21 protein-coding genes and 1 riboswitch are annotated in these 25,492 nt (G+C 72.2%); of the genes, 13 read left to right on the top strand and 8 right to left on the bottom strand.

The features are described from left to right. Nucleotides 1–27: 27 nt before the first annotated feature. Nucleotides 28–2,544 carry a DNA helicase PcrA gene (gene pcrA / locus ACH4U8_RS06095; protein WP_395775931.1) on the bottom strand — a complete coding sequence of 839 codons (2,517 nt, stop codon included), beginning with the start codon at nt 2,542–2,544 and terminating at the stop codon, nt 28–30. Between the two features lie 119 nt (nt 2,545–2,663). Here pcrA and ACH4U8_RS06090 point away from each other — a divergent pair, with 119 nt between their 5' ends. Continuing rightward, the gene (locus tag ACH4U8_RS06090; protein WP_360323891.1) at nt 2,664–3,383 is read left to right on the top strand and encodes a PIG-L deacetylase family protein; all 720 of its coding nucleotides are present in this window, start codon (nt 2,664–2,666) and stop codon (nt 3,381–3,383) included. Nucleotides 3,384–3,401: 18 nt separating this feature from the next. Here ACH4U8_RS06090 and ACH4U8_RS06085 read toward each other — a convergent pair whose 3' ends face one another. Then, complete coding sequence (locus tag ACH4U8_RS06085; RefSeq protein WP_395776001.1) at nt 3,402–3,758, bottom strand: hypothetical protein; 357 nt, start codon at nt 3,756–3,758, stop codon at nt 3,402–3,404. Between the two features lie 337 nt (nt 3,759–4,095). After that, nucleotides 4,096–4,239: riboswitch (cyclic di-AMP (ydaO/yuaA leader) on the top strand. Between the two features lie 9 nt (nt 4,240–4,248). Here ACH4U8_RS06085 and ACH4U8_RS06080 point away from each other — a divergent pair. Further along, the gene (locus ACH4U8_RS06080; protein WP_395775930.1) at nt 4,249–5,337 is read left to right on the top strand and encodes an NlpC/P60 family protein; all 1,089 of its coding nucleotides are present in this window, start codon (nt 4,249–4,251) and stop codon (nt 5,335–5,337) included. Nucleotides 5,338–5,429: 92 nt separating this feature from the next. Here the strand turns inward: ACH4U8_RS06080 and ACH4U8_RS06075 are convergent, their stop codons facing one another. Continuing rightward, on the bottom strand, nt 5,430–6,107 hold the full coding sequence (locus tag ACH4U8_RS06075; RefSeq protein ID WP_360307804.1) for a response regulator transcription factor: 678 nt from the start codon (nt 6,105–6,107) through the stop codon (nt 5,430–5,432). Further along, nucleotides 6,104–7,366: a PspC domain-containing protein gene (locus ACH4U8_RS06070; protein ID WP_395775929.1), complete on the bottom strand. Its 1,263-nt coding sequence runs from the start codon at nt 7,364–7,366 to the stop codon at nt 6,104–6,106. Before ACH4U8_RS06070 ends, ACH4U8_RS06075 begins: the two co-directional genes overlap by 4 nt. Nucleotides 7,367–7,499: 133 nt before the next feature. On the opposite strand from ACH4U8_RS06070, the gene ACH4U8_RS06065 reads away from it, so the two are divergent. Next, nucleotides 7,500–8,786 (top strand): PspC domain-containing protein, encoded by a 1,287-nt coding sequence (locus tag ACH4U8_RS06065; RefSeq protein ID WP_395775928.1) that lies wholly within the window; start codon nt 7,500–7,502, stop codon nt 8,784–8,786. Nucleotides 8,787–8,850: 64 nt separating this feature from the next. Beyond that, nucleotides 8,851–9,294, top strand: a complete 444-nt coding sequence (locus ACH4U8_RS06060) for a hypothetical protein (protein WP_395775927.1) — start codon at nt 8,851–8,853, stop codon at nt 9,292–9,294. A 57-nt stretch (nt 9,295–9,351) separates the two neighbouring features. On the opposite strand, the gene ACH4U8_RS06055 is transcribed toward ACH4U8_RS06060, so the two are convergent. Further along, a complete protein-coding gene (locus tag ACH4U8_RS06055; protein ID WP_395775926.1) occupies nt 9,352–10,269 on the bottom strand; it encodes a glutathione S-transferase family protein in 918 nt (305 codons plus the stop codon). Nucleotides 10,270–10,365: 96 nt separating this feature from the next. After that, nucleotides 10,366–12,012, bottom strand: a complete 1,647-nt coding sequence (locus ACH4U8_RS06050) for a peptidoglycan DD-metalloendopeptidase family protein (protein ID WP_395775925.1) — start codon at nt 12,010–12,012, stop codon at nt 10,366–10,368. A 236-nt stretch (nt 12,013–12,248) separates the two neighbouring features. On the opposite strand from ACH4U8_RS06050, the gene ACH4U8_RS06045 reads away from it, so the two are divergent. From ACH4U8_RS06045 to ACH4U8_RS06015, 7 genes are all read left to right on the top strand, one after another. Continuing rightward, nucleotides 12,249–12,659: a cobalamin B12-binding domain-containing protein gene (locus tag ACH4U8_RS06045; protein ID WP_360307822.1), complete on the top strand. Its 411-nt coding sequence runs from the start codon at nt 12,249–12,251 to the stop codon at nt 12,657–12,659. A gap of 89 nt (nt 12,660–12,748) precedes the next feature. Further along, nucleotides 12,749–14,098 carry an SWIM zinc finger family protein gene (locus tag ACH4U8_RS06040; protein ID WP_395775924.1) on the top strand — a complete coding sequence of 450 codons (1,350 nt, stop codon included), beginning with the start codon at nt 12,749–12,751 and terminating at the stop codon, nt 14,096–14,098. A gap of 126 nt (nt 14,099–14,224) precedes the next feature. Further along, nucleotides 14,225–15,703, top strand: coding sequence for a DUF5691 domain-containing protein (locus tag ACH4U8_RS06035; protein ID WP_395775923.1), 1,479 nt, complete (start codon nt 14,225–14,227; stop codon nt 15,701–15,703). 215 nt (nt 15,704–15,918) lie between these two features. After that, nucleotides 15,919–16,407, top strand: coding sequence for a Uma2 family endonuclease (locus ACH4U8_RS06030; protein ID WP_395775922.1), 489 nt, complete (start codon nt 15,919–15,921; stop codon nt 16,405–16,407). 112 nt (nt 16,408–16,519) lie between these two features. Next, complete coding sequence (locus tag ACH4U8_RS06025; RefSeq protein ID WP_379991374.1) at nt 16,520–17,596, top strand: AAA family ATPase; 1,077 nt, start codon at nt 16,520–16,522, stop codon at nt 17,594–17,596. After that, on the top strand, nt 17,596–19,887 hold the full coding sequence (locus ACH4U8_RS06020; RefSeq protein ID WP_395775921.1) for a DUF5682 family protein: 2,292 nt from the start codon (nt 17,596–17,598) through the stop codon (nt 19,885–19,887). The genes ACH4U8_RS06025 and ACH4U8_RS06020 overlap by 1 nt, the downstream gene beginning before the upstream one ends. Beyond that, a complete protein-coding gene (locus ACH4U8_RS06015) occupies nt 19,884–21,047 on the top strand; it encodes a VWA domain-containing protein (RefSeq protein ID WP_395775920.1) in 1,164 nt (387 codons plus the stop codon). The genes ACH4U8_RS06020 and ACH4U8_RS06015 overlap by 4 nt, the downstream gene beginning before the upstream one ends. 4 nt (nt 21,048–21,051) lie before the next feature. Here the strand turns inward: ACH4U8_RS06015 and ACH4U8_RS06010 are convergent, their stop codons facing one another. Beyond that, a complete protein-coding gene (locus ACH4U8_RS06010) occupies nt 21,052–21,786 on the bottom strand; it encodes a Uma2 family endonuclease (protein ID WP_395775919.1) in 735 nt (244 codons plus the stop codon). 286 nt (nt 21,787–22,072) lie between these two features. Here ACH4U8_RS06010 and sucC point away from each other — a divergent pair, with 286 nt between their 5' ends. Both sucC and sucD read left to right on the top strand, forming a co-directional pair. Next, on the top strand, nt 22,073–23,248 hold the full coding sequence (sucC, locus tag ACH4U8_RS06005) for an ADP-forming succinate--CoA ligase subunit beta (RefSeq protein ID WP_360307845.1): 1,176 nt from the start codon (nt 22,073–22,075) through the stop codon (nt 23,246–23,248). A gap of 16 nt (nt 23,249–23,264) precedes the next feature. Beyond that, a complete protein-coding gene (gene sucD, locus ACH4U8_RS06000; protein ID WP_360307848.1) occupies nt 23,265–24,149 on the top strand; it encodes a succinate--CoA ligase subunit alpha in 885 nt (294 codons plus the stop codon). 100 nt (nt 24,150–24,249) lie between these two features. Here the strand turns inward: sucD and ACH4U8_RS05995 are convergent, their stop codons facing one another. Continuing rightward, nucleotides 24,250–25,398 carry a sigma factor-like helix-turn-helix DNA-binding protein gene (locus tag ACH4U8_RS05995; RefSeq protein ID WP_395775918.1) on the bottom strand — a complete coding sequence of 383 codons (1,149 nt, stop codon included), beginning with the start codon at nt 25,396–25,398 and terminating at the stop codon, nt 24,250–24,252. Nucleotides 25,399–25,492: the final 94 nt, after the last annotated feature.

Below are 25,492 nucleotides of genomic sequence, written 5' to 3'. Positions count from 1 at the left end.
CGGCCCGGCCCGCACGCGTATCCGACGCTAGAGCTTTTGCACCGGCGCGTAGCGCAACAGCAGGGTCTTCTCGCCGCCGGCGCCGAAGTCGATCGTGGCCTTCGCCTTGTCACCACTCTCGGCCGTGGAGACCACCGTGCCCAGACCGAACTTGTCGTGGGTGACCCGGTCGCCGGGGGACAGCGCGACGATCGGCCGTTCCTTGATCTGCGCGCCCTTGCCGAAGCCGCCGCGCGAGCCGACGGTCGACTTGGTCGCGGACAGCGCCTTGGCCGCCGACGGGGACGTGCCACGCCAGTCGACCAGCTTCTCCGGCAACTCGCCCAGGAAGCGCGACGGCGGGTTGTACGACGGCGCGCCCCACGCGCTGCGCATCTTCGCGAGCGTGACGTAGAGCCGCTCGCGGGCACGGGTGATGCCCACGTAGGCGAGCCGACGCTCCTCCTCCAGCTCCTTCGCGTCGCCCAGCGAACGCATGTGCGGGAAGACGCCGTCCTCCAGGCCGGTCAGGAACACCGTGGGGAACTCCAGGCCCTTGGCGGTGTGCAGGGTCATCAGGGTGACCACGCCGCCGTCGTCGCCGTCGGTGGGGATCTGGTCGGAGTCGGCCACCAGGGAGACCCGCTCCAGGAAGTCGGCCAGTGTGCCGCCGCCGCCCTCCTGGGCCTGGGCCTGCTCGAACTCCAGTGCGACCGCCGCGAGTTCCTGGAGGTTCTCGATCCGGGTCTCGTCCTGCGGGTCGCTGGACGCCTGCAACTCGGCCAGGTAGCCGGTCTGTTCCAGGATCGCCTCCAGTACGGTGGCCGGACCCGCGCCACCGTCCACGACCGCGGTGAGGTCGTCCAGCAACCGGACGAAGCCGTTGACCGCGTTGGCGGACCGCTTGGCCAGGCCCGGCGCGTCCTCCGCCCGGCGCAGCGCCTGGGCGAACGGGATCCGGTCGCGCGCGGCCAGCACGTCCAGGCACGCCTCGGCCCGGTCGCCGATGCCGCGCTTGGGCACGTTCAGGATCCGTCGCAGCGAGACCGTGTCGTCCGGGTTGGCCAGCAGTCGCAGATACGCGAGCACGTCGCGGACCTCGCGGCGCTCGTAGAAGCGCACGCCGCCGACGACCTTGTACGGCAGCCCGACCCGGATGAACACTTCCTCGAACACCCGGGACTGGGCGTTGGTCCGGTAGAACACCGCGACCTGGCCCGGCTTGGTCTTGCCCGCGTCGGTGAGCCGATCCACCTCGTCCGCGACGAACTGGGCCTCGTCGTGCTCGTCGTCCGCGACGTAGCCGACGATCGCGGAGCCCGCGCCGGCGTCCGTCCACAGGTTCTTCGCGCGCCGGTTGCTGTTGCGCTCGATCACCGCGTTGGCCGCGCTCAGGATGGTCTGTGTGGACCGGTAGTTCTGCTCCAGCAGGATGGTCCGGGCGTTCGGGTAGTCCGCCTCGAAGTCGAGGATGTTGCGGATGGTCGCGCCGCGGAACGCGTAGATCGACTGGTCCGCGTCACCCACCACGCACAGCTCGGCCGGTTCGAGCCCGACGAGCCCGGCCTCGGCGGGATTGACCAATTCGCCGTCCGCGGTAAGGCGCGGGCCGCTGCCCGCGGCGCCGCCGACCAATTCGCGCACCAGCATGTACTGCGCGTGGTTGGTGTCCTGGTACTCGTCGACCAGCACGTGTCGAAAGCGCCGCCGGTAGTGCTCCGCGACGTCCGGGAACGCCTGGAGCAGGTGCACCGTGGTCATGATCAGGTCGTCGAAGTCCAGCGCGTTGGCCTGGCGCAGCCGCTCCTGGTACATCGTGTACGCCTGCGCCAGGATGCGCTCGGTCTCGTTGATCGCCTTCGCGGCGAAGTCCTCGTGATCGATCAGCTCGTTCTTGAGGTTGGACACCTGCGCGTTGAACTTGCGCGGCGGGAACTTCTTCGGGTCCAGGTCCAGGTCGCGACAGACCATCGCCATCAGCCGCTGCTGGTCGGCCGAGTCGTAGATCGAGAACGACGAACTCATGCCGAGCTTCTTGTACTGCTGCCGCAGGACGCGCACGCACGCCGAGTGGAACGTGGACACCCACATCGCCCTGGTGCGCGGTCCGACCAGTGCCTCCACCCGCTCGCGCATCTCGGCGGCGGCCTTGTTGGTGAAGGTGATCGCCAGGATCTCGCCGGGGTGCGCACCGCGCGCGGCGAGCAGGTGGGCGATGCGATGGGTCAACACGCGGGTCTTGCCGGAGCCCGCGCCGGCCACGATGAGCAGCGGGGTCCCTTCGTGGACGACCGCGGCGCGCTGTTGCGGGTTCATCCCGTCGAGCAACCGGGCCGGATCGACCACCGGGCGCGGGGCGCCGTTGCGGTAGTAGGCGTCGCGCGGCTCGGCCGGCGGCGCGTACTGCCCTTCGTAGAGGTCGTCCGGATAGTCCTCCGGCAGGCCGTATACCTGGTTGTCGTCCGGCTCGGGCGGCAGCGGGATGTCGTCCGCGGGGCTCGTGGGGGACTTCTTGGCCGCGGTCTCGAAACCGGGCAGGGGGATGTCGTCGAAGAGGCTGCTCATCGTTCCCCGAGTCTAGGTGGGTAACAAGCGAGTCGTGCTCGGCCCTTTGTACCGAGCGAGGATCGTCGCGCCGACGACGGGTTTCCCGTCGTCGGGTCGACCGGATCAAGGAGTACATCGTGCTGGACGATCGCGACGTGGAGCGGGTTCTGGTGCTGGCCGCGCACCCCGACGACATCGATTACGGGGCGGCCGGGACGGTGGCGACCTGGACCGAGGCCGGGATCGAGGTGAGCTATTGCCTGGTCACCGACGGGGACGCGGGCGGCTTCGACCCGGCGGTGCCGCGGTCCGAGATCGGCGGGATCCGGCGGGCCGAGCAGAGCGCGGCGGCGGCGCACGTGGGGGTGCGGCGGTTGTACTGGCTCGGCCATCCGGACGGGCGGCTGGCGGCGACCTTCGAGCTGCGGCGCGACATCACCCGGGTGATCCGGCAGGTGCGACCGCAGCGCATGGTGATCCCGAGCCCGGAGCGGGACTGGAACCGGCTCGCGCCCAGTCATCCGGATCATCTGGAGGCGGGCGAGGCGGCGATGCGGGCGATCTATCCGGACGCCCGGAATCCGTTCGCGCACCCCGAGCTGCTGGAGGTGGAGGGGCTGAAGGAGTGGACCGTGTCGGAGACGTGGTTGTCGCCGACGCCGGCACCGGATCACGCGGTCGAGGTGAGCGCGGTGTTCGAACGCAAGATGGCGGCGCTGTTGTCGCACGCGAGTCAGACGAGTCACCTGTCCGGGCTGCGCGAGCAGGTCGCCGGGATGCTCACCGGCAACGCCGAGCGCTTCGGGCTGGGGGCGGGGCTGATGGCCGAGGTGTTCCGGGTGGTGGACACCCGGTAGGGCGGGGCGGCCCGGGCCTCAGGTCCACATGACCGCGATGGCGATGTTCGCCACGGTCAACAGGCCGATCGCGCCGAGCACCTTCGAGGACACCCGGTCCGCGGCGCGATTGCCCCAGACCAGCAGCAGGATGGCCAGCAGGATCACCAGCTTGGTGCCGATCTTGGCGTTGTCCACGTCCTTGTCCAGACCCGCCTGGACCACGCCGACCAGCGCCAGGCCGGTGACCAGCATGGTCAGCGCGCCGTGCGTCATCGCGGGCACGATCCGCCCGTCGCCGGTGCGCAGCGCGGACATCTGGGTGAGGAAGCCGCCGAGCAGGGACGCGATGCCCACGATGTGCAGGATCAGCAGGATCTGCCGCAGAACGTCCACGTCGTACAACTCCTCGTCGACCGTCGCGCGGCATCCGGGACGCCGCTGCAGTTGCCGCCGCAGCTTAGCCGGCGGCCGGTCGATGATCATCGGCGGGTCATATGCCGGCAATATTCGCCAAATCGACTCAAGATCGACTTTCGGGAATCCGGGCGCTTTTCCCGTGATACGCGGAGAAGGAAACGGCGGTATTGGTAAAGTTTTGGCAATGCAGGGGCCAATGGTGATGGTCGTGACACGGCTGTGACTAGTGTTCTCCGACAGGCGATCGGACTCGACGTCGGCCACCCGGTCGGCACGATCGCCTCCGCCGAATTCGGGGACGTCTTTCGGTGATGTCGGGCAACCGCCGTCACCGCGATGCGAAGCCGGAACCGGGGACCCTCGCAGTCCCTGGGGTGAATCGGTGCTCCGGCACCGTAGGGCGCCTTCTTCCGCCCGAACCCGTCAGCTAACCCGGTAGGCGGCCGAGGAAGGAGACCCGCCACCAGTGGCGTCCCAACGTCGACCCGGGCAGCACCGCAAGCCCAAGCCGCGCACCGCCGTGCGTACCGCAGCGACCGTCGTCACGGCCGCGGCGACCATGACCGGCGTGATGACCTTCGCCGGCACCGCGAGCGCGGATCCCGCGCAGACGTTCCAGCAGACCAAGGATCGCGTCAACCAACTGCACAGCGACGTGGTCAAGGCCACCGACGCCGCCAACGGCGTCGAGGAGCAGATCACCAAGCAGCAGGGCACCGCGAACCAGACCCAGGCCCGGATCACCGAGGAACAGACCGCGCTGAACGCCCTGCGCGACCAGATCGGTGTCCTGGCGGCCAACCAGTACCGCACCGGCGGCCTGCCCCCGTCGCTCTCGCTCGCGCTCAGCGGCGACCCCGAGGGCTACCTGCAGAAGTCGCAGATGATGTCCCAGCTCGACGGCCAGCAGGCCGCCAAGCTGAAGCAGATCGCGGCGCAGGCCCGCGTCCTCCAGCAGGACCGCACCGAGGCGTCCGCGCAGCTCGCCGATCTGGAGAAGCTGCGCACCGAGCTGAACAAGAACAAGACCGACATCCAGGCCAAGCTGGCCGAGGCGAACCGACTTCTGAACACGCTCACCGAGCAGCAGAAGAAGGACGTCCTGGACTCGGACGAGCACGCGAACGACTCCACCTCGCGGAACAACGACCGCAGCTCGCGGGACAAGGACAAGGAAACGCCGCCGGCGACCAACATCCCGGCCTCCGGCCGGGCCCAGGCCGCGATCAACTTCGCGTTGGCGCAGATCGGCAAGCCGTACGTCTCCGGCGCCGAGGGCCCCGGCTCGTACGACTGCTCGGGCCTGACCCAGGCGTCCTGGAAGGCCGCGAACGTCTCGCTCACCCGCACCACCTGGACCCAGATCAACGACGGTCCGCGGATCGCCAAGAGCGCCCTGCAGCCGGGCGACCTGGTCTTCTTCTACTCGGACAACCGGCACGTGGGCATGTACATCGGCAACGGCCAGATCGTGCACGCCCCGCGACCGGGCAAGACCGTGACCAAGGCCCCGCTCGACTCGATGCCGTTCCTCGCGGCCATTCGACCCGGCTAGGTCCATCGGTCGCCCGTACCATCACGACGGCGCCCTCCCGCGGATTCGTTCGCGGGAGGGCGCCGTCGTGTGTGCCGGGTGTCGGTGCTCGCTCAGACCAGCCGACGGTCGGTCGCCCAGCGGGTCAGTTCGTGCCGGTTGGACAACTGCAACTTGCGCAGTACGGCGGACACATGGGTCTCCACCGTCTTGACCGAGATGACCAACCGCCGGGCGATCTCCTTGTACGCGTAGCCGCGGGCGATCAGCCGCAACACCTCGCGCTCGCGCTGGGTGAGCCGGTCCAGGTCCTCGTCGATCGGCGGTACGTCGGTGGCCGCGAAGGCGTCCAGCACGAAGCCCGCCAGGCGCGGCGAGAACACCGCGTCGCCCTCGCCGACCCGGCCGATCGCCCGGATCAGCTCGTCGCCGGTGATCGACTTGGTCACGTAGCCCCGGGCCCCGCCGCGAATCACCCCGATCACGTCGTCGGCGGCGTCCGACACCGACAGCGCGAGGAAGCGCACGGCCGGGATCAGCGACGCGCACTGGCGCAGCACCTCGACCCCGCCGCCGCCGGGCAGGTGCACGTCCAGGAGCACCACCTCGGGGCGGGTCTCGGTGACCACGGCCACCGCGCTCGCCACGTCGTCGGCCTCGCCGACCACCTCGACGGCCTCGCCGATCTCGGCGCGCACGCCGGTCCGGAACATCCGGTGGTCGTCGACCAGGACCACCCGGGTGCGGGCCGTCCCCTCGGGGTGCTCGGTGCTGCTCTCGGTGGCGTTCACGTGTTCGTCCTTCCCACAGCGGCCCGGCCGGCCTCGGCGCGGCGCATCTCCAGCTCGACCTCGGTGCCCTCGCCGGGTTCGCTGCGGATGTGTGCGGCGCCCCCGTTGCGGCGCATGCGCCCGAGCACGGACTCTCGCACACCCAGCCGGTCGGCGGGCACGGTGTCCGGGTCGAATCCGGGTCCGCGGTCTCGAACGAAGACCGTCACCGTGTCCTCGTCGACCTCGCCGAACACCGAGATCGCCGCGCCGCCCGCGTACTTCGCCGCGTTGACCATCGCCTCGCGGGCGGCGGCCACCAGCGCGGCCAGCTTGTCCTCCACCGGACAGTCGCCGACGCAGACCACCTCGATCGACACGCCGTGCGCGTCCTCGACCTCGGCGGCCGTCGAGCGCAGCGCGGCGGCGAAGGTGCGGTCCGGCTCCTCGCCGTCGGGGCGGTACAACCACGCCCGCAGCTCGCGCTCCTGGGCCCGGGCCAACCGGGCCACCTCGCGCGGATCCTCGACCTGGCGCTGGATCAGGGTCAGCGTGTGCAGCACCGAGTCGTGCACGTGCGCGGCCACCTCGGCCCGCTCCTGGGCCCGGATCCGGGCCCGGCGCTCGGCGCCCAGCTCGCGGGTCTGGCGCAGCAGATACGGGCCGAAGATGACCAGCAGGCCGACCAGGAGCAGGCCGGCCCCGCGCATCGCGGCCAGCGCGTCGCCGATGCCGCCCCGCCCGAGCGAGAAGAACACCAGACCGGCCAGCACCAGCGCGGCGCCGACGAAGGTGCGCAGCGCGCCCGCCACCCGGCTGCGGCCGTCCAGCGAGAACCACCGGTCGCGCTGCGACTCGTCGGCCTGGCGCCACAACAGGATCACACCGGGACCGGCCACCAGCAGCGGCCAGATCCAGTCGCCGACCTTGGTCCCGCTCGTGGTCGCGCCCACACCGGTGAGCATGGTCGCCGCGATCAACACGATGATCAGCGCGAGCGCCTGGTGCCGCTCCCGCCCGCGTTCGCGGATCGGCAGGGCGGGAGTCGCCCGACCCTGCGGTACGAAGATCCAGAACGCCGCGTAGAGCGCGATCCCCAGCCCGGCGAAGAAGGCCAGTGCGACGAAGGCGATCCGCAACAGCAGCGCGTCGACGCCCAGATGATCGGACAGGCCGCGCGCGACGCCGCCGGCGAGCCGGTGCGAAGAGGCGCGCCGGAGCCGGGGAATCGGCTGCGCGGGCCGAACGGGCGCGGCGGGCGGTGGATATACGGCGGTCACACGACCGATCGTCACACGCGGACGAGCCCGGACGCATCAGGGCCCGACCCTGATTCGTTCTCAGGGTGGAACCAGGGGTACGCCAGGGCGGAGCCCGATGGGAAGCGGACTTCGCGGGCGCCACGATGTACTCATGAACGACGACATGAAACCCGGTACCACGGCCGGCGACCGGGCCGGCGACGTCCCGGGCGGCCCTGCGGGGTCGTCCGCGGCGCCCACGACGACGATTCGTCCCCAACTCCTGCGCAGCACCGAGGACCGGATGGTCTCGGGCGTGTGCGGCGGCCTCGGTGAGCATTTCGGCCTCGACCCGGTGATCTTCCGCATCGTGTTCGCGGTGCTGTCGCTCTTCGGCGGGGTGGGCGTACTGGTGTACAGCCTGGGCTGGCTGTTGATCCCGGCCCGCGGTGAGGAGCAACCGGTGTTGCGCCGGGTGCTCTCCGGGAAGTTCGACCACGGGGCGTCGGCAGCCACCGTGGTCGCGGTCATGGGGGTCGCCTTGTTCTTCACCTACCTGGACTCCGGCTTCGGCCCGTCCATTCCACTGCTGATGATCACCGCCGTGGTGCTGTTCATGGTGTGGTCCGACACGAAGAAGAAGCAGCAGGCCGCCGTCGGCGCGGCCGGCGTCGCGGCGATGGCGCCGGCGCCGACCCAGGTCGACGTGCGGCCGGACGGCGCGACGGTGCCCGGGCCGCCGATGTGGTGGCAGGTGCCGGGGGCCGAATCGCCGGCCGAGGGCGACGGTCGACCCGTGCCGCCGTCGGCTCCGCAGCGGCCCAGGCGTCCGCGCTCGTACGTCTCCCTGGCCACGCTGTCGGTGGCCACCATGGCCGGTGGTCTGCTCTGGGTGCTCGACCACGTCGGGGCCGTGGACGTGTCGTTCGTCGTCGCGCTCGCGATCCTGCTCGGCATCGTGGGCCTGGGTCTGCTCGCGGGCACCTGGTTCGGCCGGGCCCGGTTGTTGATCCTGCCCGCCCTCGCGCTCACCGCGTTGTTGGCCGCGATCACCGCGATCGGCGTGCCGTTGACCGGACCCTCGGGCGAGCGCACCTACACGCCCACCACGGTCGCCGCGCTGCCCGCCTCGTACCACCTGGGCATGGGCGCGATGGACATCGACCTGCGTCGGCTCGACCTCGGGCCGGGCGGCACCGCGCGGGTCCAGGCCCGGATCGGCGCCGGACAGATCCAGGTCTGGGTGCCCAAGGACGTCACGGTGGTGTTCGAGGGTTCGGCCGACCTCGGCCAGGTGCGCACGCCGGTCGGTCGGGACGACGGCTATCGGCCCAAGCGGGTGGAGACCTCCGGTGCGCAGGGCGGTGGGCCCGGACGGGGCACGATCACCCTCGACCTGAAGGTCGGCGTCGGCGACGTCGAGTTGCTGACCGGGGACGACGGGCGGGAGCCGCGATGAGCGCGTCGGTCGACCCCCGAACGACCCGGCACCGGAGTGCGATGTGGATGGAGGGCGATTCCCGATGAGGCCGAACAGGTACCGCTTCGACCCGATGGCGCTGATCGCGGGTGCGGTCTTCGTCGGCCTCGCGATCGCCTACCTGCTGCGCGCGTCCGGCACGCTGACGGTGCGTCCCGAGTGGGCCCTGGCGGCGGCGGCGATCGGCGTGGGCACGGCCGGGCTGGCCGGAGCGCTGTGGGCGATGCTGCCCGCGCGCGAGGCCGTGCCGACGGCGCCGATGGGGCGGATGGCGTTCGCGCCGACCGCGCCCCACCGGGCGGAGGAGGCCGAGGCCGAGCCGGGTACGGCGGTCGAGGAGCGGCTCACCCCGGGCGCGTCGATCGAGGGCGAGGACGAGCAGCACGCGGTCGCGGTGGTCGACGCCGAGGTCGACGTGCCGGCCGAATCGCCGGCCGGGGACGAGCGCCCGGATCGGGACCCGCCGACCGTCGACCCGACCAAGTAGCCGACGGGGGAAGGGCGGAGGGCGGGTGGGCCGACGGCCCACCCGCCCTCCGCTCGTTCAGCCCCGCCCGTGCGGGGTGAGCCACAGCGCCGGGTCCGGCCCCTTGGGCACGATGCCGGTCGGATTGATCCGGTCGTGGGTGACGTAGTAGTGCCGCTTGATGTGGTCGAAGTCGACGGTGTCGCCGAAACCCTCGGTCTGGAACAGGTCGCGGGCGTAGGCCCACAGGACCGGATACTCGGTCAGCTTGCGCAGGTTGGTCTTGAAGTGACCGTGGTAGACCGCGTCGAACCGGACCAGCGTGGTGAACAGCCGGATGTCCGCCTCGGTGATCGTGTCGCCGACCAGGTAGCGCTGCCCGGTCAGCCGCTTCTCCAGCGCGTCCAGCCGGGCGAACAGCGCGTCGAACGCGGCCTCGTAGGCTCCCTGCGTGGTGGCGAACCCGCAGCGGTACACGCCGTTGTTCACGTCCCGGAACACGTCCGCGGCGACCGCGTCGATCTCGGCGCGCAGCGCTTGTGGATACAACTCCGGCGCGCCGGCGCGGTGCAGCGCGGTCCAGCGGGTGGACAGGTCGAGGGTGATCTGCGGGTAGTCGTTGGTGACGACGTGGCCGGTGGTCAGGTCGATGATCGCGGGGACGGTGACCCGGCCCGCGTAGGTGGGATCACTGGCCCGGTAGGCGTCGGCCAGGAAGGCCAGGCCGGTGACCGGGTCGCGCCCGTCCGGGTGATTGGTGAACCGCCACCCGGTCTCGTCCCGGATCGGGTCCACGATCGACAGCCCGAGTGCGTCCTCCAACCCGAGCAACCGCCGGACGATCACCGCCCGATGCGCCCAGGGACACGCGAGCGACACCACGAGCTGGTAGCGGCCGGCCTCCGCCTCGGGTCGTCCGGTGAAGCGATTGGCCTGTCGGACGAACTCGCCGCCCCGGCCCGACTCGGCGGTGAACTGCGGCTCGGATGTGGTCATGCGTCCACGGTAGATCGCCGAGTCCCGGGACGGGGCCGCCGAGCCGAGGCCGGTTCGATCCGTCCGCCGGATCGGCCGCGCCGACCGTGCCCACCGTCAGGTCGGCTCCAGGCCCTTCGAGCGCAGCCAGGGGAGCGGGTTGATCGGTGCGCCGCCGTCGGGGCGGACCTCGAAGTGCAGGTGCGGGCCGGTGCTGTTGCCGGTGTCGCCGCTGTAGGCGATCACGTCGCCCGCCTTGACCGGTCCGGAGCGCACCTTGGCCCGGGTCAGGTGGCAGTACCAGAACTCGGTGCCGTCCTTGGCGGTCAGGATCACCATGTTGCCGTAGGCGCTGTTCACCTCGGTGCGAACCACGCCGTCCATGACCGCGTAGACCGAGGTGCTCAGATCGACCGGGAAGTCGATGCCGGTGTGGGTGTGCGACCAGCGGGAGCCGGACGAGCCGAAATAGGCGCTGAGGCCGCGCTGGGTGACCGGGAGCACGTACTTGGGCCTGAGGGACTCCTTGCGCTTGCGCTCGGCTTCCTGGGCCCGCTGGGCCTCTTCCTGGCGCTCCTGGAGCGAGATCCGGCTCTGCGCGCGACTGGCCCGCTCGGCGAAGTCCTCGGCGCCGACCTGGAGGTCCAGCAACTGCTTGTCCATCGACGACATCAGCGGCAGGTCCTCGCCGCCCGCCACCGGATCCGCGTCCTTGGTCTCGGCGCCCGCCGTGTGCAGGCCGCCGACCGCGGCGACGGCCATCGCGGCCGCGCCCATCACCGCGAGCGGTGCGCCGGCGGTGAGCGGGAACCCGCGTTTGCGCTTGACCCGGACCTTGTCGGCGGCTTCCTTGGGCTTGGGCGCCTTGGCGGGCCGGCCCTTCTGCCCGACACGTTCGGCCGGCTCGACCCGCACCTCGGCCGGCGCGGCCTCGTTGTCGGTGGGGGCCGGCACGCTGTCGTCGTGGTCACCGGGATCGAATGCGGGCTCGACCGGCGCGCGGGTCGCGCCGTCGTCGAACAGGTTCGTCGTGGAGCGATTGCCGCCGGACCACATGTCCGCGTCGTCGCGCACCGGGGCGGGGGCGAACCAGGTGTCGGATTCCCATGCGGCGGTGTCCGAAGCGGCGTACCACATACCGGTGTTCGAGCCGCTGTCCCAGGACGGGTCGACGTACGGCGTGGCCGGCGCGGTCTGCACCGCGGTGTCGGTGCCGGCCCGGTTCCCGGCCTGCGCGCCGTAGGCGTCGTACACACCGCTGTCGGCCCCGTCCGCGTAGCCGACGGCCGGGTAGCCGTACGTGCCGGTCGCGTCGTAGCCGCCCGTGACCGCGGTGTGCGCCCCGCTGTCGTATCCGGTCGGCGACCCGTAGCCGTACGCGTCGTAGGCCGGAACGGCGGCGTATCCCGAGGAGTCGTAGGCGGGTTGATACCCGGAGGTGTCGTAACCCGAGGAGCCGTGGCCCGGCGCGTCGTAGCCGACGGCGGTGTGGCCCGAGGTGCCGTGGTCGACAACGGCGTAGGTCCCGCTCGCGTCGTAGCCGTCGTAGGACGGCGTCGGCACGCCCCACCCGCCCGAGGAGTCGACCGCCTGGTAGCCGGAACCGCTCGCGTACGCGTTCGCGTCGTAGCCGGCGACTTGGCCGTACCCTTGGTCGTAGCCGCCCTGGATCGAACCGGACGAGCCGTAAGGGGAGTACGCACCCTCGGCGTCCGGCACGTAGCGACCCTGCTGATCCTCGCTCGGATAGCGAACGTCCGTCACCTACGTCGCCTTCGTCTCGGGGGCTGGTCGGAATCGGACTGTAGTGCTCTTGACGTTCACAGGACAATCCTCGCGAGAAGAACCGCAGGTCGGGCCGCCGAGCGGGTGACGGGCCCGGGCGGCCCGCGGCGGGCGCGGCGCAGGCGCCCGGGCCGGGCGGGGACCACCTTCGGCGAGCCGTCCCGAGCGCGGGTTACGCTCCGGGCGAGGGCTTCGCTAGGTACATGGAGGCAGTGATGGGTGTTTCCGGACCGATCCGGATCGTGGTGGCCAAGCCCGGACTCGACGGGCACGACCGGGGCGTCAAGGTGGTCGCGCGCGCACTGCGCGACGCGGGCTTCGAGGTGGTCTACACCGGCCTGCACCAGACGCCGATCCAGATCGTCGAGACGGCCATCCAGGAGGACGCCGACGCGATCGGTCTGTCGGTGCTCTCCGGCGCGCACATGACGCTGTTCGCGAAGGTCATCGAACTGCTCAAGGAGCGCGAGGCCGAGGACATCCTGGTGTTCGGCGGCGGCATCATTCCGGAGGAGGACGTCCCGGAGCTGAAGCGCATCGGCGTCGCGGCGGTCTTCACCCCGGGCGCGCCGACCACGGACATCGTCGACTGGGTGCACGCGCACGTGGCGACCACCCCTGCCTGAGCGGGCACTTCGCCCGGTTCCGGACAACCGGCGGGCGGGCTCGGCCGGCTCGTACACACGTGTCGGTGTCGGCCCGTACCGTGACCGTCATGCTGGAACGGTGGACCGCGGAACAGGTGCTGGCACTCGCGCCCGACGCCGCCTCACGCAAGGCCGGGAGCAGGTTGGCGGTGCCCCGACCGTGGTCGGCCGCGGGCAGCGCGGAGCTCGCCGGCGGGACCGCGGTGTGGGGGATGTGCGCGGGTGGCGGCGCGACGCCGTACCTCACCGTGGTCGACCTCACCGGCCCCGCGTCGCAATGCTCGTGTCCCAGCCGCAAGTTCCCGTGCAAGCACGCGCTGGGCCTGCTGCTCCTGTGGGCCGCCGACGCGGTGGCCGTGCCGGCCGGCGGGACCGCCCCCGACTGGGCCGACGCGTGGCTGACCGGGCGCCGCGAGCGGGCCGACAAGGCCGCGTCGGCCGGGTCCGCGCCGGCCGACCCGATCGCGGCCCGGCGGCGGGCCGAGCGGCGCGAGGCCCAGGTGGCCGAGGGCGCCGAGCGGTTGCGCCGCTGGCTGGCCGACCGGGTCCAGCAGGGCCTGGCGGGCACCGAGCGCGAGGGATACGCCATGTGGGACGGCATCGCCGAGCGCATGGTCGACGCCAAGGCGCCGGGCTTGGCGGCCCGGCTGCGGGCGGCCGGGGCGATACCCGCGTCCGGGGCCGAGGGTTGGCCCGGCCGGCTGCTGGAGGACTACGCCGAGTTGTGGCTGCTCCTGCGCGCCCACGAACACGCCGACGACCTGGACCCGTCCCTGGTGGCCGGGTTGCGGGCCCGGATCGGCTGGACCGTGGACGCGGAGGACGTGCTGCGCAGGGCACGCGACGCGGGCACCGTGGTGCACGACCGGTGGCTGGTGCTGGGCAGCCGGGACAGTACGGACGGCAATCTGACCGAGCGGCGGATCTGGCTGCGCGGCGCGCGGTCGGGCCGGCCGGCGCTCGTGCTGGCCTTCGGGCCGCAGGGGCGCGCGCCGCAACTGGCCCTGCCGGTGGGCCGATCGATCGAGGCGGACGCGGCCTTCCACGACGACGCGGTGCCGCTGCGGGCCGCGCTCGGCGAGCGCACCGGCGCGCCGATGCCGGGCGAGGAGCCGGTGGGGGTCGGCCCGGAGGAGGCCACCCTGGGCTACGCCGAGGCGCTGCGCAGCGAACCGTGGTTGGAAGCCTGGCCGGTGGTGCTGGCCGGCGTGGTCGCGGTGCCGGAACCGATGGGATGGCGGATCGCCGGCGCGGACGGGTTCTGGCTGCCGGTGGATCGGGCGCGGACCGGTGAGCAGGCGTTGTGGCGGTTGTCCGCGATGTCCGGGGGCGCCGGGCTGACCGTGTTCGGCGAGTACGGCGCGCGCGGATTCGTCCCGGTGACCGCGTGGCACGAGGGACAGGCCGTGCAGCTCTAGCCGGAGCCCGGGCCGCTCGCCCCGCCTCGGCGTGGGGCGGGATCGGCCGTCGGCCCGGAAGGGCCCGAAAACCATCACCGGCGCCGGTCGACACCATCGATCGGCCCGTGCGGAAAGGGAGTTCGGATGCGGGTGGCGGATCCGGTATGGGACGACCTGGTCTCGGCGGCGTTGGTGGGTACCGGCCGGCGGCCGGCCGCGGAGGTGCCCGCGCGGGACGCGCTGGGGGCGCTGGCCGCGCGGGTGGACCGGGCGGACGAGGCGGTGCGCTTGCTCGACCTGGCCGCGATCGTGATGGTGCACCGGCGGGCGGGCCGGCGGGCACCGGCGGGTGCGCCGCCGGCGCCGTGCGGCGAGGTGGACTCCCGGCCGTCGGTGCCGGAACGGGCCCGGGTGCGGTTGCGGATCCTGCTTGAGGGCGACGGGATGGACTTCCTGCCCGAATGGCTCGCGCTGGCCCACGCGGCCGGACTGCGGGCGCCCGAGTCGGAGTTGCCCGCGTTGTTGACGGCGGCGCGCTCACGGACCGATCTGCGCGAGATCGTGGCCGACCTGGCCGGCCCGCGCGGCCGTTGGCTGGCCGGGCTCAACCCGGAGTGGGCGTGGCTGACCCGGGTCGCGGTGCCGGGCCCGGAGGATCCGGTCGAGTTGTGGCGGCACGGGCGCTTCGGCGAACGGCTGGCCGCGTTCGAGGCGTTGCGCACCGGCGATCCGGACGCGGCGCGGGGGCTGCTGGCCCGGGTCTGGAGTGCCGAGCCCGCGGAGGATCGGGCGGTGTGGGTGGCGGCGCTGCGCACCGGGTTGGCGGCGGGCGACGAGCCGTTCCTGGAGGAGGCGCTGGACGATCGGGCCAAGGTGGTCCGGGTGGCCGCCGCGCGGCTGTTGACCGAACTGCCCGGCTCGGCCTTCGCGGCCCGGATGCGCGAGCGGGCCCTGGCCTGCCTGCGGCCCGGCGCCGCGGGACGGGTGCTGGTGGTGCCGCCGAGCGGGTGCGATCCGGCGATGCGGCGGGACGGCATCGCGGAGACGTCGCCGACCGGGCGCGAGGACCACTCGTGGTGGCTGGGCGAGATCGTCGCGGCGACGCCGCTCGCGGTGTGGCGGGAGGTGTTCGGGGCCGGCCCCGAGGAGATCGTGGCGCGGGTGCTGCCGCGCCGATTCGCCGAGGACGTCCGGGAGGGCTGGGCCCGTGCGGCGGTGCTCCAGCGCGATGTCGACTGGGCCCGGGCGCTGGCCGGGCGGGGCGCGCCCACCCGGCTGCTGACCGTGCTGCCGGCGGCCGAGTGCGCCGAGCACGTGGCCCGGCACATCGCCGCGCACGGGCTGTCCGAGGCACTGCAACTGCTGACCAACTGCCCGGCACCGTGGCCGACGGCGCTGGGCGACGCGGTCCTGGACGCGCTCGCGGCGGCGGCCGAGGGCGGCGGCTACCCGTGGAGCTTCAGCGGCGCCCGGGACGTGGCCGGTCGCGGTCTGCACCCGGCCGTGGTCGACCGCGTGGAGCACCTGGCGCAGGGCGAGGGCGAATGGCCCAAAGCCTTCCGCGCCCTCGCCGACACCCTGCACTACCGGGCGACGATGCGCGCGGAGCTCCTGGGCGGCTGAACCCCGGGTGCCCTCGGGCCGGACGGCCAGGCGGTCGATCGGGTGGTCCAATCATCCGTCCGGGTGGACCACCGGATGTCCCCCGCCCGGCGGACCTCGGCGCGCGAGGATGGGCGGATGGCCGACGACGCGGATCGGGACGATCCACTGGCGAGCCTGCGCCTGACCGCACTGCGGAGGTTGCGCAACTGCGGCGAGTTCCCCGAGAGCGTGTGGTGGGAGGTTCTCCGGCCGGCCTGGTCATGCGGGCGTCGCCGGATCGGGAGCATGCCCGGATCCTCACCGGCCTGCGCCATCTGCTCGAACCCTTGCCGCCGGCCGAGATCCCGGTGTTGGAGGGCGTTGCCTTCGTGGTTGGCGTCGGCACCGAGCGCACGCCCGACCTCGTCGTCCTCGATCCCCGAAGGAAGGCCGAATTCCGGGACGGGCACGCGACGTCCGCGTCCGGCGTCCGGATGTTCGTCGAGGTGACCTCGAACAGCACGCGCCGCGTCGACCTGCGGGAGAAGCCCGGCGAGTACGCCCGAGCCGAGGTGCCGGTGATGCTGATCGTGGACCGGGAAAAGCACGAGGTGATCGTGCACTTCGAGCCGGTCGACGGGCGTTACACGTTCACCGGGCGAGTACGGGTCGGCGCCCCGGTGCGCCTGCCCGAGCCGTTCGACGCGACCGTCGATACCGGGTTCCTGCTCGATCACCTGTGAGATCGGCACCCCCGAAGGTGTCGGACCCGGGCGGCAGGATGGGTTCTGTTCGGGTTTGTTCGAGCCTTGGGGGAGCGCCGTGACTGTGTCCGCTGAACCGGTTGAGCAGAGTGTGCTCCGGGCGCATGCCGAGGACGCCTTCGCCGACGAACTGGCCGCGCTCGCCGCCGCCGACGAGCGTCCCCGACCGCCGCGCTGGAAGCTTTCGCCCTGGGCGGTGGCCACCTACCTGCTGGGCGGCACGCTGGCGGACGGCACGGTGATCTCGCCCAAGTACATCGGCCCCCGGCGGATCATCGAGGTCGCCGTCACCACCTTGGCCACCGACCGCGCGCTGCTGCTCCTCGGCGTGCCGGGCACGGCCAAGACGTGGGTGTCCGAGCATCTGGCCGCCGCCGTGTGCGGAGACTCCACGCTGCTGGTCCAGGGCACCGCCGGCACTCCCGAGGAAGCCATTCGCTACGGGTGGAACTACGCGCAACTGCTCGCGCACGGCCCCAGCCGCGCGGCCATGGTGGCCGGTCCGGTGATGCGCGCGATGAGCCGCGGCCTGGTCGCCCGGGTCGAGGAACTGACCCGGATCCCGGCCGACGTGCAGGACTCGTTGATCACCATCCTGTCCGAAAAGACGCTGCCGGTACCGGAGTTGAACGACGAGGTCCAGGCCGTGCGCGGGTTCAACCTGATCGCCACCGCCAACGACCGCGACCGCGGGGTCAACGACCTGTCCTCCGCGTTGCGCCGCCGGTTCAACACCGTGGTGCTCCCGCTGCCGGCGACCGCGGACGCCGAGGTGGACATCGTCAGCCGCCGAGTGGCCCAGCTCGGCTCCTCGCTCGACCTGCCGCCGGTGGCCGCCGCCGAGGCCGAACTGCGGCGCGTGGTGACGGTGTTCCGCGAACTGCGGGCCGGTCTGACCGAGGACGGGCGGACCAAGCTGAAGACCCCGTCCGGGACGTTGTCCACCGCCGAGGCGATTTCCGTGGTCACCGGCGGCCTGGCGCTGGCCGCACACTTCGGCGACGGCGTGCTGCGCTCGGCGGACGTGGCCGCGGGCATCCTGGGCGCGGTGGTCAAGGACCCGGCGGCGGACACCCTGGTCTGGCGCGAATACCTGGAGACCGCGGTGCGTCCGCGCGCCGACTGGCAGGACTTCTACCGGGCCTGCCGCGACGCGGACCGGGCCTGATGGCGCCCCCCGCGGTCGACCCGCCGATCCTGCTCGGCGTGCGGCACCACGGCCCGGGGTCGGCCCGGGCGGTGGCCGCCGCGCTCGCGCAGGTCGCGCCGGACATCGTGTTGGTCGAGGGCCCGCCCGAGGCGGACGTGCTGCTGTCCTTCGCCGCCGATCCCGACATGCGACCCCCCGTCGCGCTGCTCGCGCACGCGGCCGACGATCCCGCGCAGGCGGGCTTTTGGCCGTACGCCGACTTCAGCCCCGAGTGGGTGGCGATCCGGTACGCGGGCGCACACGGCGTGCCGATCCGCTTCGTCGACCTGCCGGTCGCGGTGTCCTTCACGCTCGACCGGGCCCGCAGGGAGCGCACCGAGACCGACCCGCCCCGGGACGAGGAGGCCGCGCCCGCGCCGTCGCGCGTCGACCCGATCGCGGAACTCGCCGGGCTGGCCGGCCAGGACGACCCGGAGCGCTGGTGGGAGGACGTGATCGAGCACCGGCTGCCCACCGGCGGCGACGCGCTGACCCCGTTCGCCGCGCTCGCCGAGGCGATGGCCGCGCTGCGCGAGGACGAGCCCGCGCCCGACCCGGCGGCCGAACCCGACGTCGAGCGGCTGCGTGAGGCACACATGCGCCAGGGCATCCGGTCCGCGCGCCGCGCCGGCCACCGGCGGATCGCCGTGGTGTGCGGTGCCTGGCACCTGCCCGCGCTCGCCCGGCTCCCCTCGGCCGCCGCCGACCGCGCGCTGCTGGCGCCGCACCGGGCCAGGGTCAAGGTGGAGACCACCTGGGTGCCCTGGACGCACCGCCGACTCGCGCAGAGCTCCGGCTACGGCGCGGGCGTCGCCTCGCCCGGGTGGTACCGACACCTGTACACGAACACCGACGAACACGAGTTGTTGCCCCGCTGGTTCGTCCGGATCGCCGCGCTGCTGCGCGACGCGGGTCATCCGGTGTCCTCCGCCCACGTGATCGAGGCGACCCGGCACGCGAGTGCGCTGGCCGCGCTGCGCGGGCGCCCGCTGGCGGGCCTGGACGAGACGATCGAGGCGGTCCGCGCGGTGATGTGCGACGGGGTGACCGGCCCGCTCGCACTGGTGCACGACGCCCTCGTGGTGGGCGACGTGATCGGCGAGGTGCCCGACACGGTGCCCGCCGTACCGCTCCAGCGCGACCTGTCCCGCGAGCAGCGCCGACTGCGCCTGAAGCCCGAGCCCGCGCCCCGCGAACTCGAACTCGACCTGCGCAAGGAGTCGCACGCCGACCGCAGCCGGCTGCTCAACCGACTCGCCCTGCTGGACGTCCCGTGGGGTGTGCCGGCCCGGGCCCGGGAGAGCAAGGGCACCTTTCGCGAGACCTGGCGCCTGGACTGGCAGCCCGAGCTGGCCATCCGGGTCGCCGAGGCGGGCGTGTGGGGGACCACCGTGCTCGCCGCCGCCGCGGCGCGCACGGCCGATCTGGCGATCCGGGCCGAATCGCTGGCCGATGTCACCGACGTGGCCGAGCGCTGCCTGCGCGCCGACCTGCCCGACGCGCTGCCGCTGATCATGCGCGTCCTGGACCGGCGCGCCGCACTGGACACCGACGTGGGCAAACTCGCCGAGGCGCTGCCGGGGCTGGTGCGCGCGCTGCGCTACGGCGACGTGCGCGGCACCGACACCTCCGCGCTGGGCACCGTGGTGGCCGGCCTGGTGGTCCGGATCTGCGTCGGACTGCTGCCCGCCTGCGCGGGCCTGGACGACGACGGCGCCAAGGCGATGCGCCGACACCTGGACGCCGTGCACGCCGCCGTGCAACTGCTCGGCGACGAGCAACAGCAGGACTGGTACACGGCCCTGGACCGGCTCGCCGACCGGGATAACCTGCCCGGTCTGCTCACCGGCCGGGCCACCCGGCTGCTGCTCGACCTGGGCCGGCTCGACCCGCGGGAGGCCGCCCCGAAGCTGGCCCGGGCGCTGACCCGAGGCGTTGCGCATCGCGAATCGGCCGCCTGGATCGAGGGATTCCTGGCCGGCGGCGGCATGCTGCTCGTGCACGACGAACGGCTGATGGCGCTGGTCGACGAGTGGCTCACCGACACCCCCGCCGACCTGTTCACCGAGATCCTGCCGCTGCTGCGACGCACCTTCGCCACCTTCGCGGCGGCCGAGCGGCGGATGCTCGGCGAGCGGGTGCGCACCCCCGCACAGCCGGCCGCCGCGGCCGCGACCGCGGATTTGTTCGACGGCGGGCGCGCCGACGCCACGCTGCCGCTGCTGGCCGACATCCTCGGCCTGCGACACCCGAAGGTGGCCATCGGATGAGCGAGAGCACGGCCGAGGAACGTCTGCGCCGCTGGCGACTGGTGCTGGGCGGCGACGCGGACGGCACCGGCTACGGCCCCACCGGCGAAGACCTGCGGATCGACCAGGCCCTGGCCGCGCTGTACCGCCCGGAGACGCCGGCCCCGCGCGGCAGCAGGCGCGGCAGCGGCCCGCGCGCGGCCGGCCTGGGTGCCTCCGCGCCCTCGGTGGCCCGCTGGCTCGGCGACATCCGCGAGCACTTCCCGGCGGGCGTCGTACAGATCCTCCAGCAGGACGCGATCGAGCGGCTCGACCTGACCCGGCTGCTCCTGGAGCCGGAGATGCTGGCCGCCGTCGAACCGGACGTGCACCTGGTCGGCACCCTGCTCGCGCTCAACAAGCTGATGCCAGAGGCCACCAAGGAGGCGGCCCGCGCGGTGGTCCGCACCGTCGTCGACGACCTGGAGCGCCGGGTCGCGCAACGCACCACGAGCCTGGTCCAGGGCGCGCTGGACCGGGCCACCCGGATCAACCGCCCGCGCCACCACGACATCGACTGGAACGCCACGATCAAGGCCAACCTCAAGCACTATCAGGCCGAGCACCGCACGATCGTGCCGGAGCGCCTGGTCGGCTTCGGCCGGCAGCGGCACGGGGTGCAAAAGGACGTGATCCTGTGCATCGACCAGTCCGGCTCGATGGCGGCGTCGGTGGTCTACGCGTCGGTCTTCGGCGCGGTGCTGGGCTCGATGCGCTCGCTCCGGACCTCGCTGGTCGTCTTCGACACGAGCGTGGTCGACCTCACCGAACGACTGAGCGATCCGGTGGACGTGCTGTTCGGCACCCAACTCGGCGGCGGCACCGACATCAACCGCGCCCTGGCCTACTGCCAATCGCTGATCACCCGACCCGCGGAGACGGTCGTCGTGCTGATCAGCGACCTGTACGAGGGGGGCGTCCGGGACGAGATGCTCCGCCGCGCGGCGGCCATGCAGGCGGCCGGCACCACCTTCGTCACCCTGCTCGCCCTCTCCGACGAGGGCGCTCCGGCCTACGACCACACCAACGCGGCCGCCCTCGCCGCCCTCGGCAGCCCGGCCTTCGCCTGCACCCCCGACCTGTTCCCGGAGGTGATGGCGGCGGCGGTCCAGGGCCTGCCACTACCGGTACCGGAGTCGTGACGGATCAGGTGAACGCGGCCGTGTCGATCGCGGGGAGGTCGTCGGGAAGTTCGAGCTTTGTTCCCAGGCCGACCTGGTGGGCGATGTTGTATCGGGGGTCCTCGCCGTTGTCGACCGGCTCGGAGTAGGCGATTGCCACCCCCTTTTGACGGTCGATCAGCAGGTAGACGGGGATCCCTGCTCGGGCGTACGTCCGATACTTTCCCTCCCGGTCGACATCGGCGTCACCTGGCGAAGTGATCTCGCCGACGAGACGAAGCATGGTCGAGGGGTACCAGCCGTCGTGGTTCCTGCGGAACTCGATGTCCGAAGCGTCGGCAAGGCGATGTTGCACCGCGAAATCCGGGATGAACGCGCCGGTCACATGGGCGTCGCCGACCGCTTCGGGACAGTAACCGACTCCCGCCACCGCGTGTGGGACGCCTGCGTTGCGCAACATGACCAGGATGTCGATCGCCCAGAAATTGTGCTGCTCGTCGGCGGGCGGTGCCATGCGGTAGATCCCCTCGATGAACTCCACGCGGATTCCCCGGGGAGCCGGTAGCGAGGCGATGAACTTCGTCGGGTCGCCGAAAGCGCCCGTGACCGTGGTCGGCGGAGCCTCCTCCGCGAGCGCCGTCATCTCTGCTCCTTCGTCGGGACCGGGTTGCGTGACCATCGTGACCGTCCGTTCGTTCGTGCGCCGGGAATCCGGATAAGTGTGATTGTCGAGCGCGGCTGCTGGCGTGGGATCGGCCACATCGAGGCATCACGGTCTGTGCGGGTGTGTTCCCTGTGTCACGGTGGAACAGGCGTAAACGGGCGGATCTCGGCGCGCGGTGACGGCGTGTCCGGGGAACGACCCGGGGCGGGAGCGAGACCCTGATTCGGGGTCGGCACTCCTGCCCGATAGCCTGCAAGGCGGATCAGCTACGCGTGCGGACGCCGTCCACCAGAACTGGGGGCGAGCCTGCCGGACCTGTGCGACGACGGACGCGGCTGCGCATCTTCCGCATATCCGATCGCGATCACAAGGACGGACCCGCGTGGACCTGTTCGAGTACCAGGCGAGGGATCTCTTCGCTAAGCACGGTGTGCCGGTTCTGCCCGGTGAAGTCGTCTTCACGCCGGAGGAGGCACGGGCCGCCGCCGAGCGCATGGGCGGCAAGGCCGTCGTCAAGGCCCAGGTGAAGGTCGGTGGCCGCGGCAAGGCCGGCGGCGTGAAGCTGGCCTTCAGCACCGACGAGGTCGTCGAGAAGACCGAGCAGATTCTCGGCCTCGACATCAAGGGCCACATCGTCAAGAAGGTCATGCTGGCCGGTCTGGCCAAGCCGGTGGACGAGTACTACGTCTCGTTCCTGCTCGACCGCACCAACCGCACCTTCCTGGCGATGGCGTCGGTCGAGGGCGGCGTCGAGATCGAGGTCGTCGCCGAGGAGAACCCCGACGCGCTCGCCAAGATCCCGGTCGACGCGATCGAGGGCGTGACCGAGGCCAAGGCCCGCGAGATCGTCGAGGCGGCGAAGTTCCCGGCCGAGCTGCACGACCAGATCGTCGCGACCCTCAAGACGCTGTGGACCGTCTTCGTCGAAGAGGACGCCACGCTCGTCGAGGTCAACCCGCTGATCAAGTCCGAAGAGGGCAAGATCATCGCGCTGGACGGCAAGGTCTCGCTGGACGAGAACGCCGACTTCCGGCACCCCGACCACGCGGAGCTCGAGGACAAGGACGCGGCCGACCCGCTGGAGGCGGCGGCCAAGGCCAAGGGCCTCAACTACGTCAAGCTCGACGGTTCGGTCGGCATCATCGGCAACGGCGCGGGTCTGGTCATGTCCACGCTCGACGTGGTCGCGTACGCCGGCGAGAACCACGGCGGCGTGAAGCCGGCCAACTTCCTCGACATCGGCGGCGGCGCGTCCGCCGAGGTGATGGCGAACGGCCTGGAGATCATCCTGGGCGACGCCGACGTCAAGTCGGTGTTCGTCAACGTCTTCGGCGGCATCACCGCGTGCGACGCGGTCGCGAACGGCATCGTGCAGGCGCTCGAACTGCTGAAGCAGAAGGGCGAGGCGGTCACCAAGCCGCTCGTCGTGCGTCTGGACGGCAACAACGCGGAGCTGGGTCGGCAGATCCTCACCGACGCGAACCACCCGCTGGTCCAGCAGGTGGACACCATGGATGGCGCGGCCGAGCGGGCCGCCGAGCTCGCTGCCGCGAAGTAAGGGAGACCGACCCAACATGGCTATCTTCCTGACCAAGGACAGCAAGGTCATCGTCCAGGGCATGACCGGCTCCGAGGGGATGAAGCACACCCACCGGATGCTCGCCTCCGGGACGAACATCGTCGGTGGCGTGAACCCGCGCAAGGCCGGCACCACGGTCGACGTGGACGGCACCGAGGTACCGGTATTCGGCACCGTGGCCGAGGCCATGGCGGCCACCGGCGCGGACGTCACCGTGGTCTTCGTGCCGCCGAAGTTCACCAAGGACGCCGTGGTCGAGGCCATCGAGGCCGAGATCGGCCTCGCCGTGGTGATCACCGAGGGCGTGCCGGTGCACGACACCGCGCAGTTCTGGGCGCTCGCCGGCGCCAAGGGCAACAAGACCCGGATCATCGGGCCGAACTGTCCCGGCCTGATCACCCCGGGTCAGTCCAACGCGGGCATCATCCCGGCCAGCATCACCAAGCCGGGCCGGATCGGTCTGGTGTCCAAGTCGGGCACGCTGACCTACCAGATGATGTACGAGCTGGCCGACATCGGCTTCTCGACCGCCGTCGGCATCGGTGGCGACCCGATCATCGGCACCACGCACATCGACTGCCTCCAGGCGTTCCAGGACGACCCGGACACCGACGCGATCGTGATGATCGGCGAGATCGGCGGCGACGCCGAGGAGCGTGCCGCGGCCTACATCGCCGAGCACATCACCAAGCCGGTCGTCGGCTACGTCGCGGGCTTCACCGCCCCCGAGGGCAAGACCATGGGCCACGCCGGCGCCATCGTCTCGGGCTCCTCGGGCACCGCGCAGGCCAAGCAGGACGCGCTCGAGGCCGTCGGGGTCAAGGTCGGCAAGACGCCGTCCGAGACCGCGCGGCTGATGCGCGAGATCATGGCGGGCTGACCTCCCGGTCACCCGTGACCCACGACGCCCCGCGAGCCGCCGTCCAGGCGGCCCGCGGGGCGTCGTGGTTTTCCGGTGTGGGCGCACCGGCTCGTCGGCGCTACGACGTGCGGGGCAGCCCGTTGTCCACGCAGCTCGTGTCCAGGGTGAAGCCGGTCTCCGGGGCCAGCAGCGCGGCCGGACCGTGCGCGAGCGTGCCCCGAGGCGGCGAGGAGGGACCCCACCGCCGGTCGGCGGCGGGCGCCACCGGCCGTACCAGCGGCGTGATCGGCTCGGGGTGTGCGGCGGTGGGCTTCGGCGCGGGTGGTTGCCCGGCCGCCGGGGTCGGCTCGGCGGTCTCGGGGGCGGCCTCGGGGGTGGTCGAGGGCGGCTTTGCGGCGACGGTCTCCGGAGCGGGCGGGGCCGCGGCCGGTGCCGGTGGGGTCTCGAGGTCGGCGGGTACCGGCGGCACCCTGCGGGCCGCCTCGGACCCGGTGATCGGTCGGATCCGGTCGCCGCCCCGCGAGTCGCGCGAGGTGCCCGGAACGAGCAGCCGCGGCAGCGCGGCGATCAGCAGCGCGAGGATCGCCGCCGCGACCACCGTGATCAGTACCGCGGTCCGGGCCCGGCTGCCCATCCGGGAGGCGTGCGGACCGGGCACGCGCGGTTCGTGGCGGGCCGCGAGGTCGCGGGTGAGCGTGGTCAGGAAGTCGTGCGCCTCGGGGCAGTTCGGCGACGGGCCGGTCAACGCGGGCACCAGCTCGGCGAGGTCCTCGTGCGCGTGCAGGAGCCGGACCCGGGTGGCGTCGGTGGTCGCCTCGGTCTCGACCGCGACCTGCTCCGGCGACATCCCGAACAGGTGGCGCATCACGAACACCCGCCGACGATGGCTCGGCACCCGCTGGAGCGCGCGCAGGAGCGCGATGTCCTGGTCGCGACGCGCGTCGTCCTCGGCGTGCGGGACGACCCGGTCGGTGTGATCCGGATGCGGCACCAGCCGCCAGAGGGCGCGCCGCAGCAGGAACCGGCGACCCAGCGCGAGATCACCCGCAAGGGTGCGTACATAGGCGGCGTCGGCGGGGGTGTCGCCGACCTCCGGCAGGTCCCGCCAGACCAGCGCGAACGCGTGCCGGGTCACGTGTGCGGCCCGGGCCGGGCTCGCGGTCAACACATACGCGTAGCGCGCGATGTCGGGGGCGATCGCCGCGTACAGGGCGTCGAAGCCCGGGGTGGGTTCGCGCGGGTCGATCCGCTCGTCGTCGAGGCCCATGGGGGCGTGAGGTACCCGAGGGTCGATCGATAATGCATATTAAATGTGTTCAATCGATCAAATGGGGTGTTCTGTCACGTCTGGTGGTCATATG

It is taken from the genome of Embleya sp. NPDC020886 (genome assembly GCF_044333915.1).
Taxonomy (GTDB): domain Bacteria; phylum Actinomycetota; class Actinomycetes; order Streptomycetales; family Streptomycetaceae; genus Embleya.
The sequence above is the reverse complement of the archived record's forward strand: the minus strand, read 5'-3'. Positions and strand labels throughout refer to the sequence as shown.

Coding starts and splice junctions, on each gene's coding strand:
- ACH4U8_RS06020 (WP_395775921.1), top strand. CDS start 17,596: ATGGCGCCCCCCGCGGTCGACCCGCCGATCCTGCTCGGCGTGCGGCAC.
- ACH4U8_RS06035 (WP_395775923.1), top strand. CDS start 14,225: ATGCGGGTGGCGGATCCGGTATGGGACGACCTGGTCTCGGCGGCGTTG.
- ACH4U8_RS06015 (WP_395775920.1), top strand. CDS start 19,884: ATGAGCGAGAGCACGGCCGAGGAACGTCTGCGCCGCTGGCGACTGGTG.
- ACH4U8_RS06045 (WP_360307822.1), top strand. CDS start 12,249: ATGGGTGTTTCCGGACCGATCCGGATCGTGGTGGCCAAGCCCGGACTC.
- ACH4U8_RS06040 (WP_395775924.1), top strand. CDS start 12,749: ATGCTGGAACGGTGGACCGCGGAACAGGTGCTGGCACTCGCGCCCGAC.
- ACH4U8_RS06060 (WP_395775927.1), top strand. CDS start 8,851: ATGAGGCCGAACAGGTACCGCTTCGACCCGATGGCGCTGATCGCGGGT.
- ACH4U8_RS06065 (WP_395775928.1), top strand. CDS start 7,500: ATGAACGACGACATGAAACCCGGTACCACGGCCGGCGACCGGGCCGGC.
- sucD (WP_360307848.1), top strand. CDS start 23,265: ATGGCTATCTTCCTGACCAAGGACAGCAAGGTCATCGTCCAGGGCATG.
- ACH4U8_RS05995 (WP_395775918.1), bottom strand. CDS start 25,398: ATGGGCCTCGACGACGAGCGGATCGACCCGCGCGAACCCACCCCGGGC.
- ACH4U8_RS06055 (WP_395775926.1), bottom strand. CDS start 10,269: ATGACCACATCCGAGCCGCAGTTCACCGCCGAGTCGGGCCGGGGCGGC.
- pcrA (WP_395775931.1), bottom strand. CDS start 2,544: ATGAGCAGCCTCTTCGACGACATCCCCCTGCCCGGTTTCGAGACCGCG.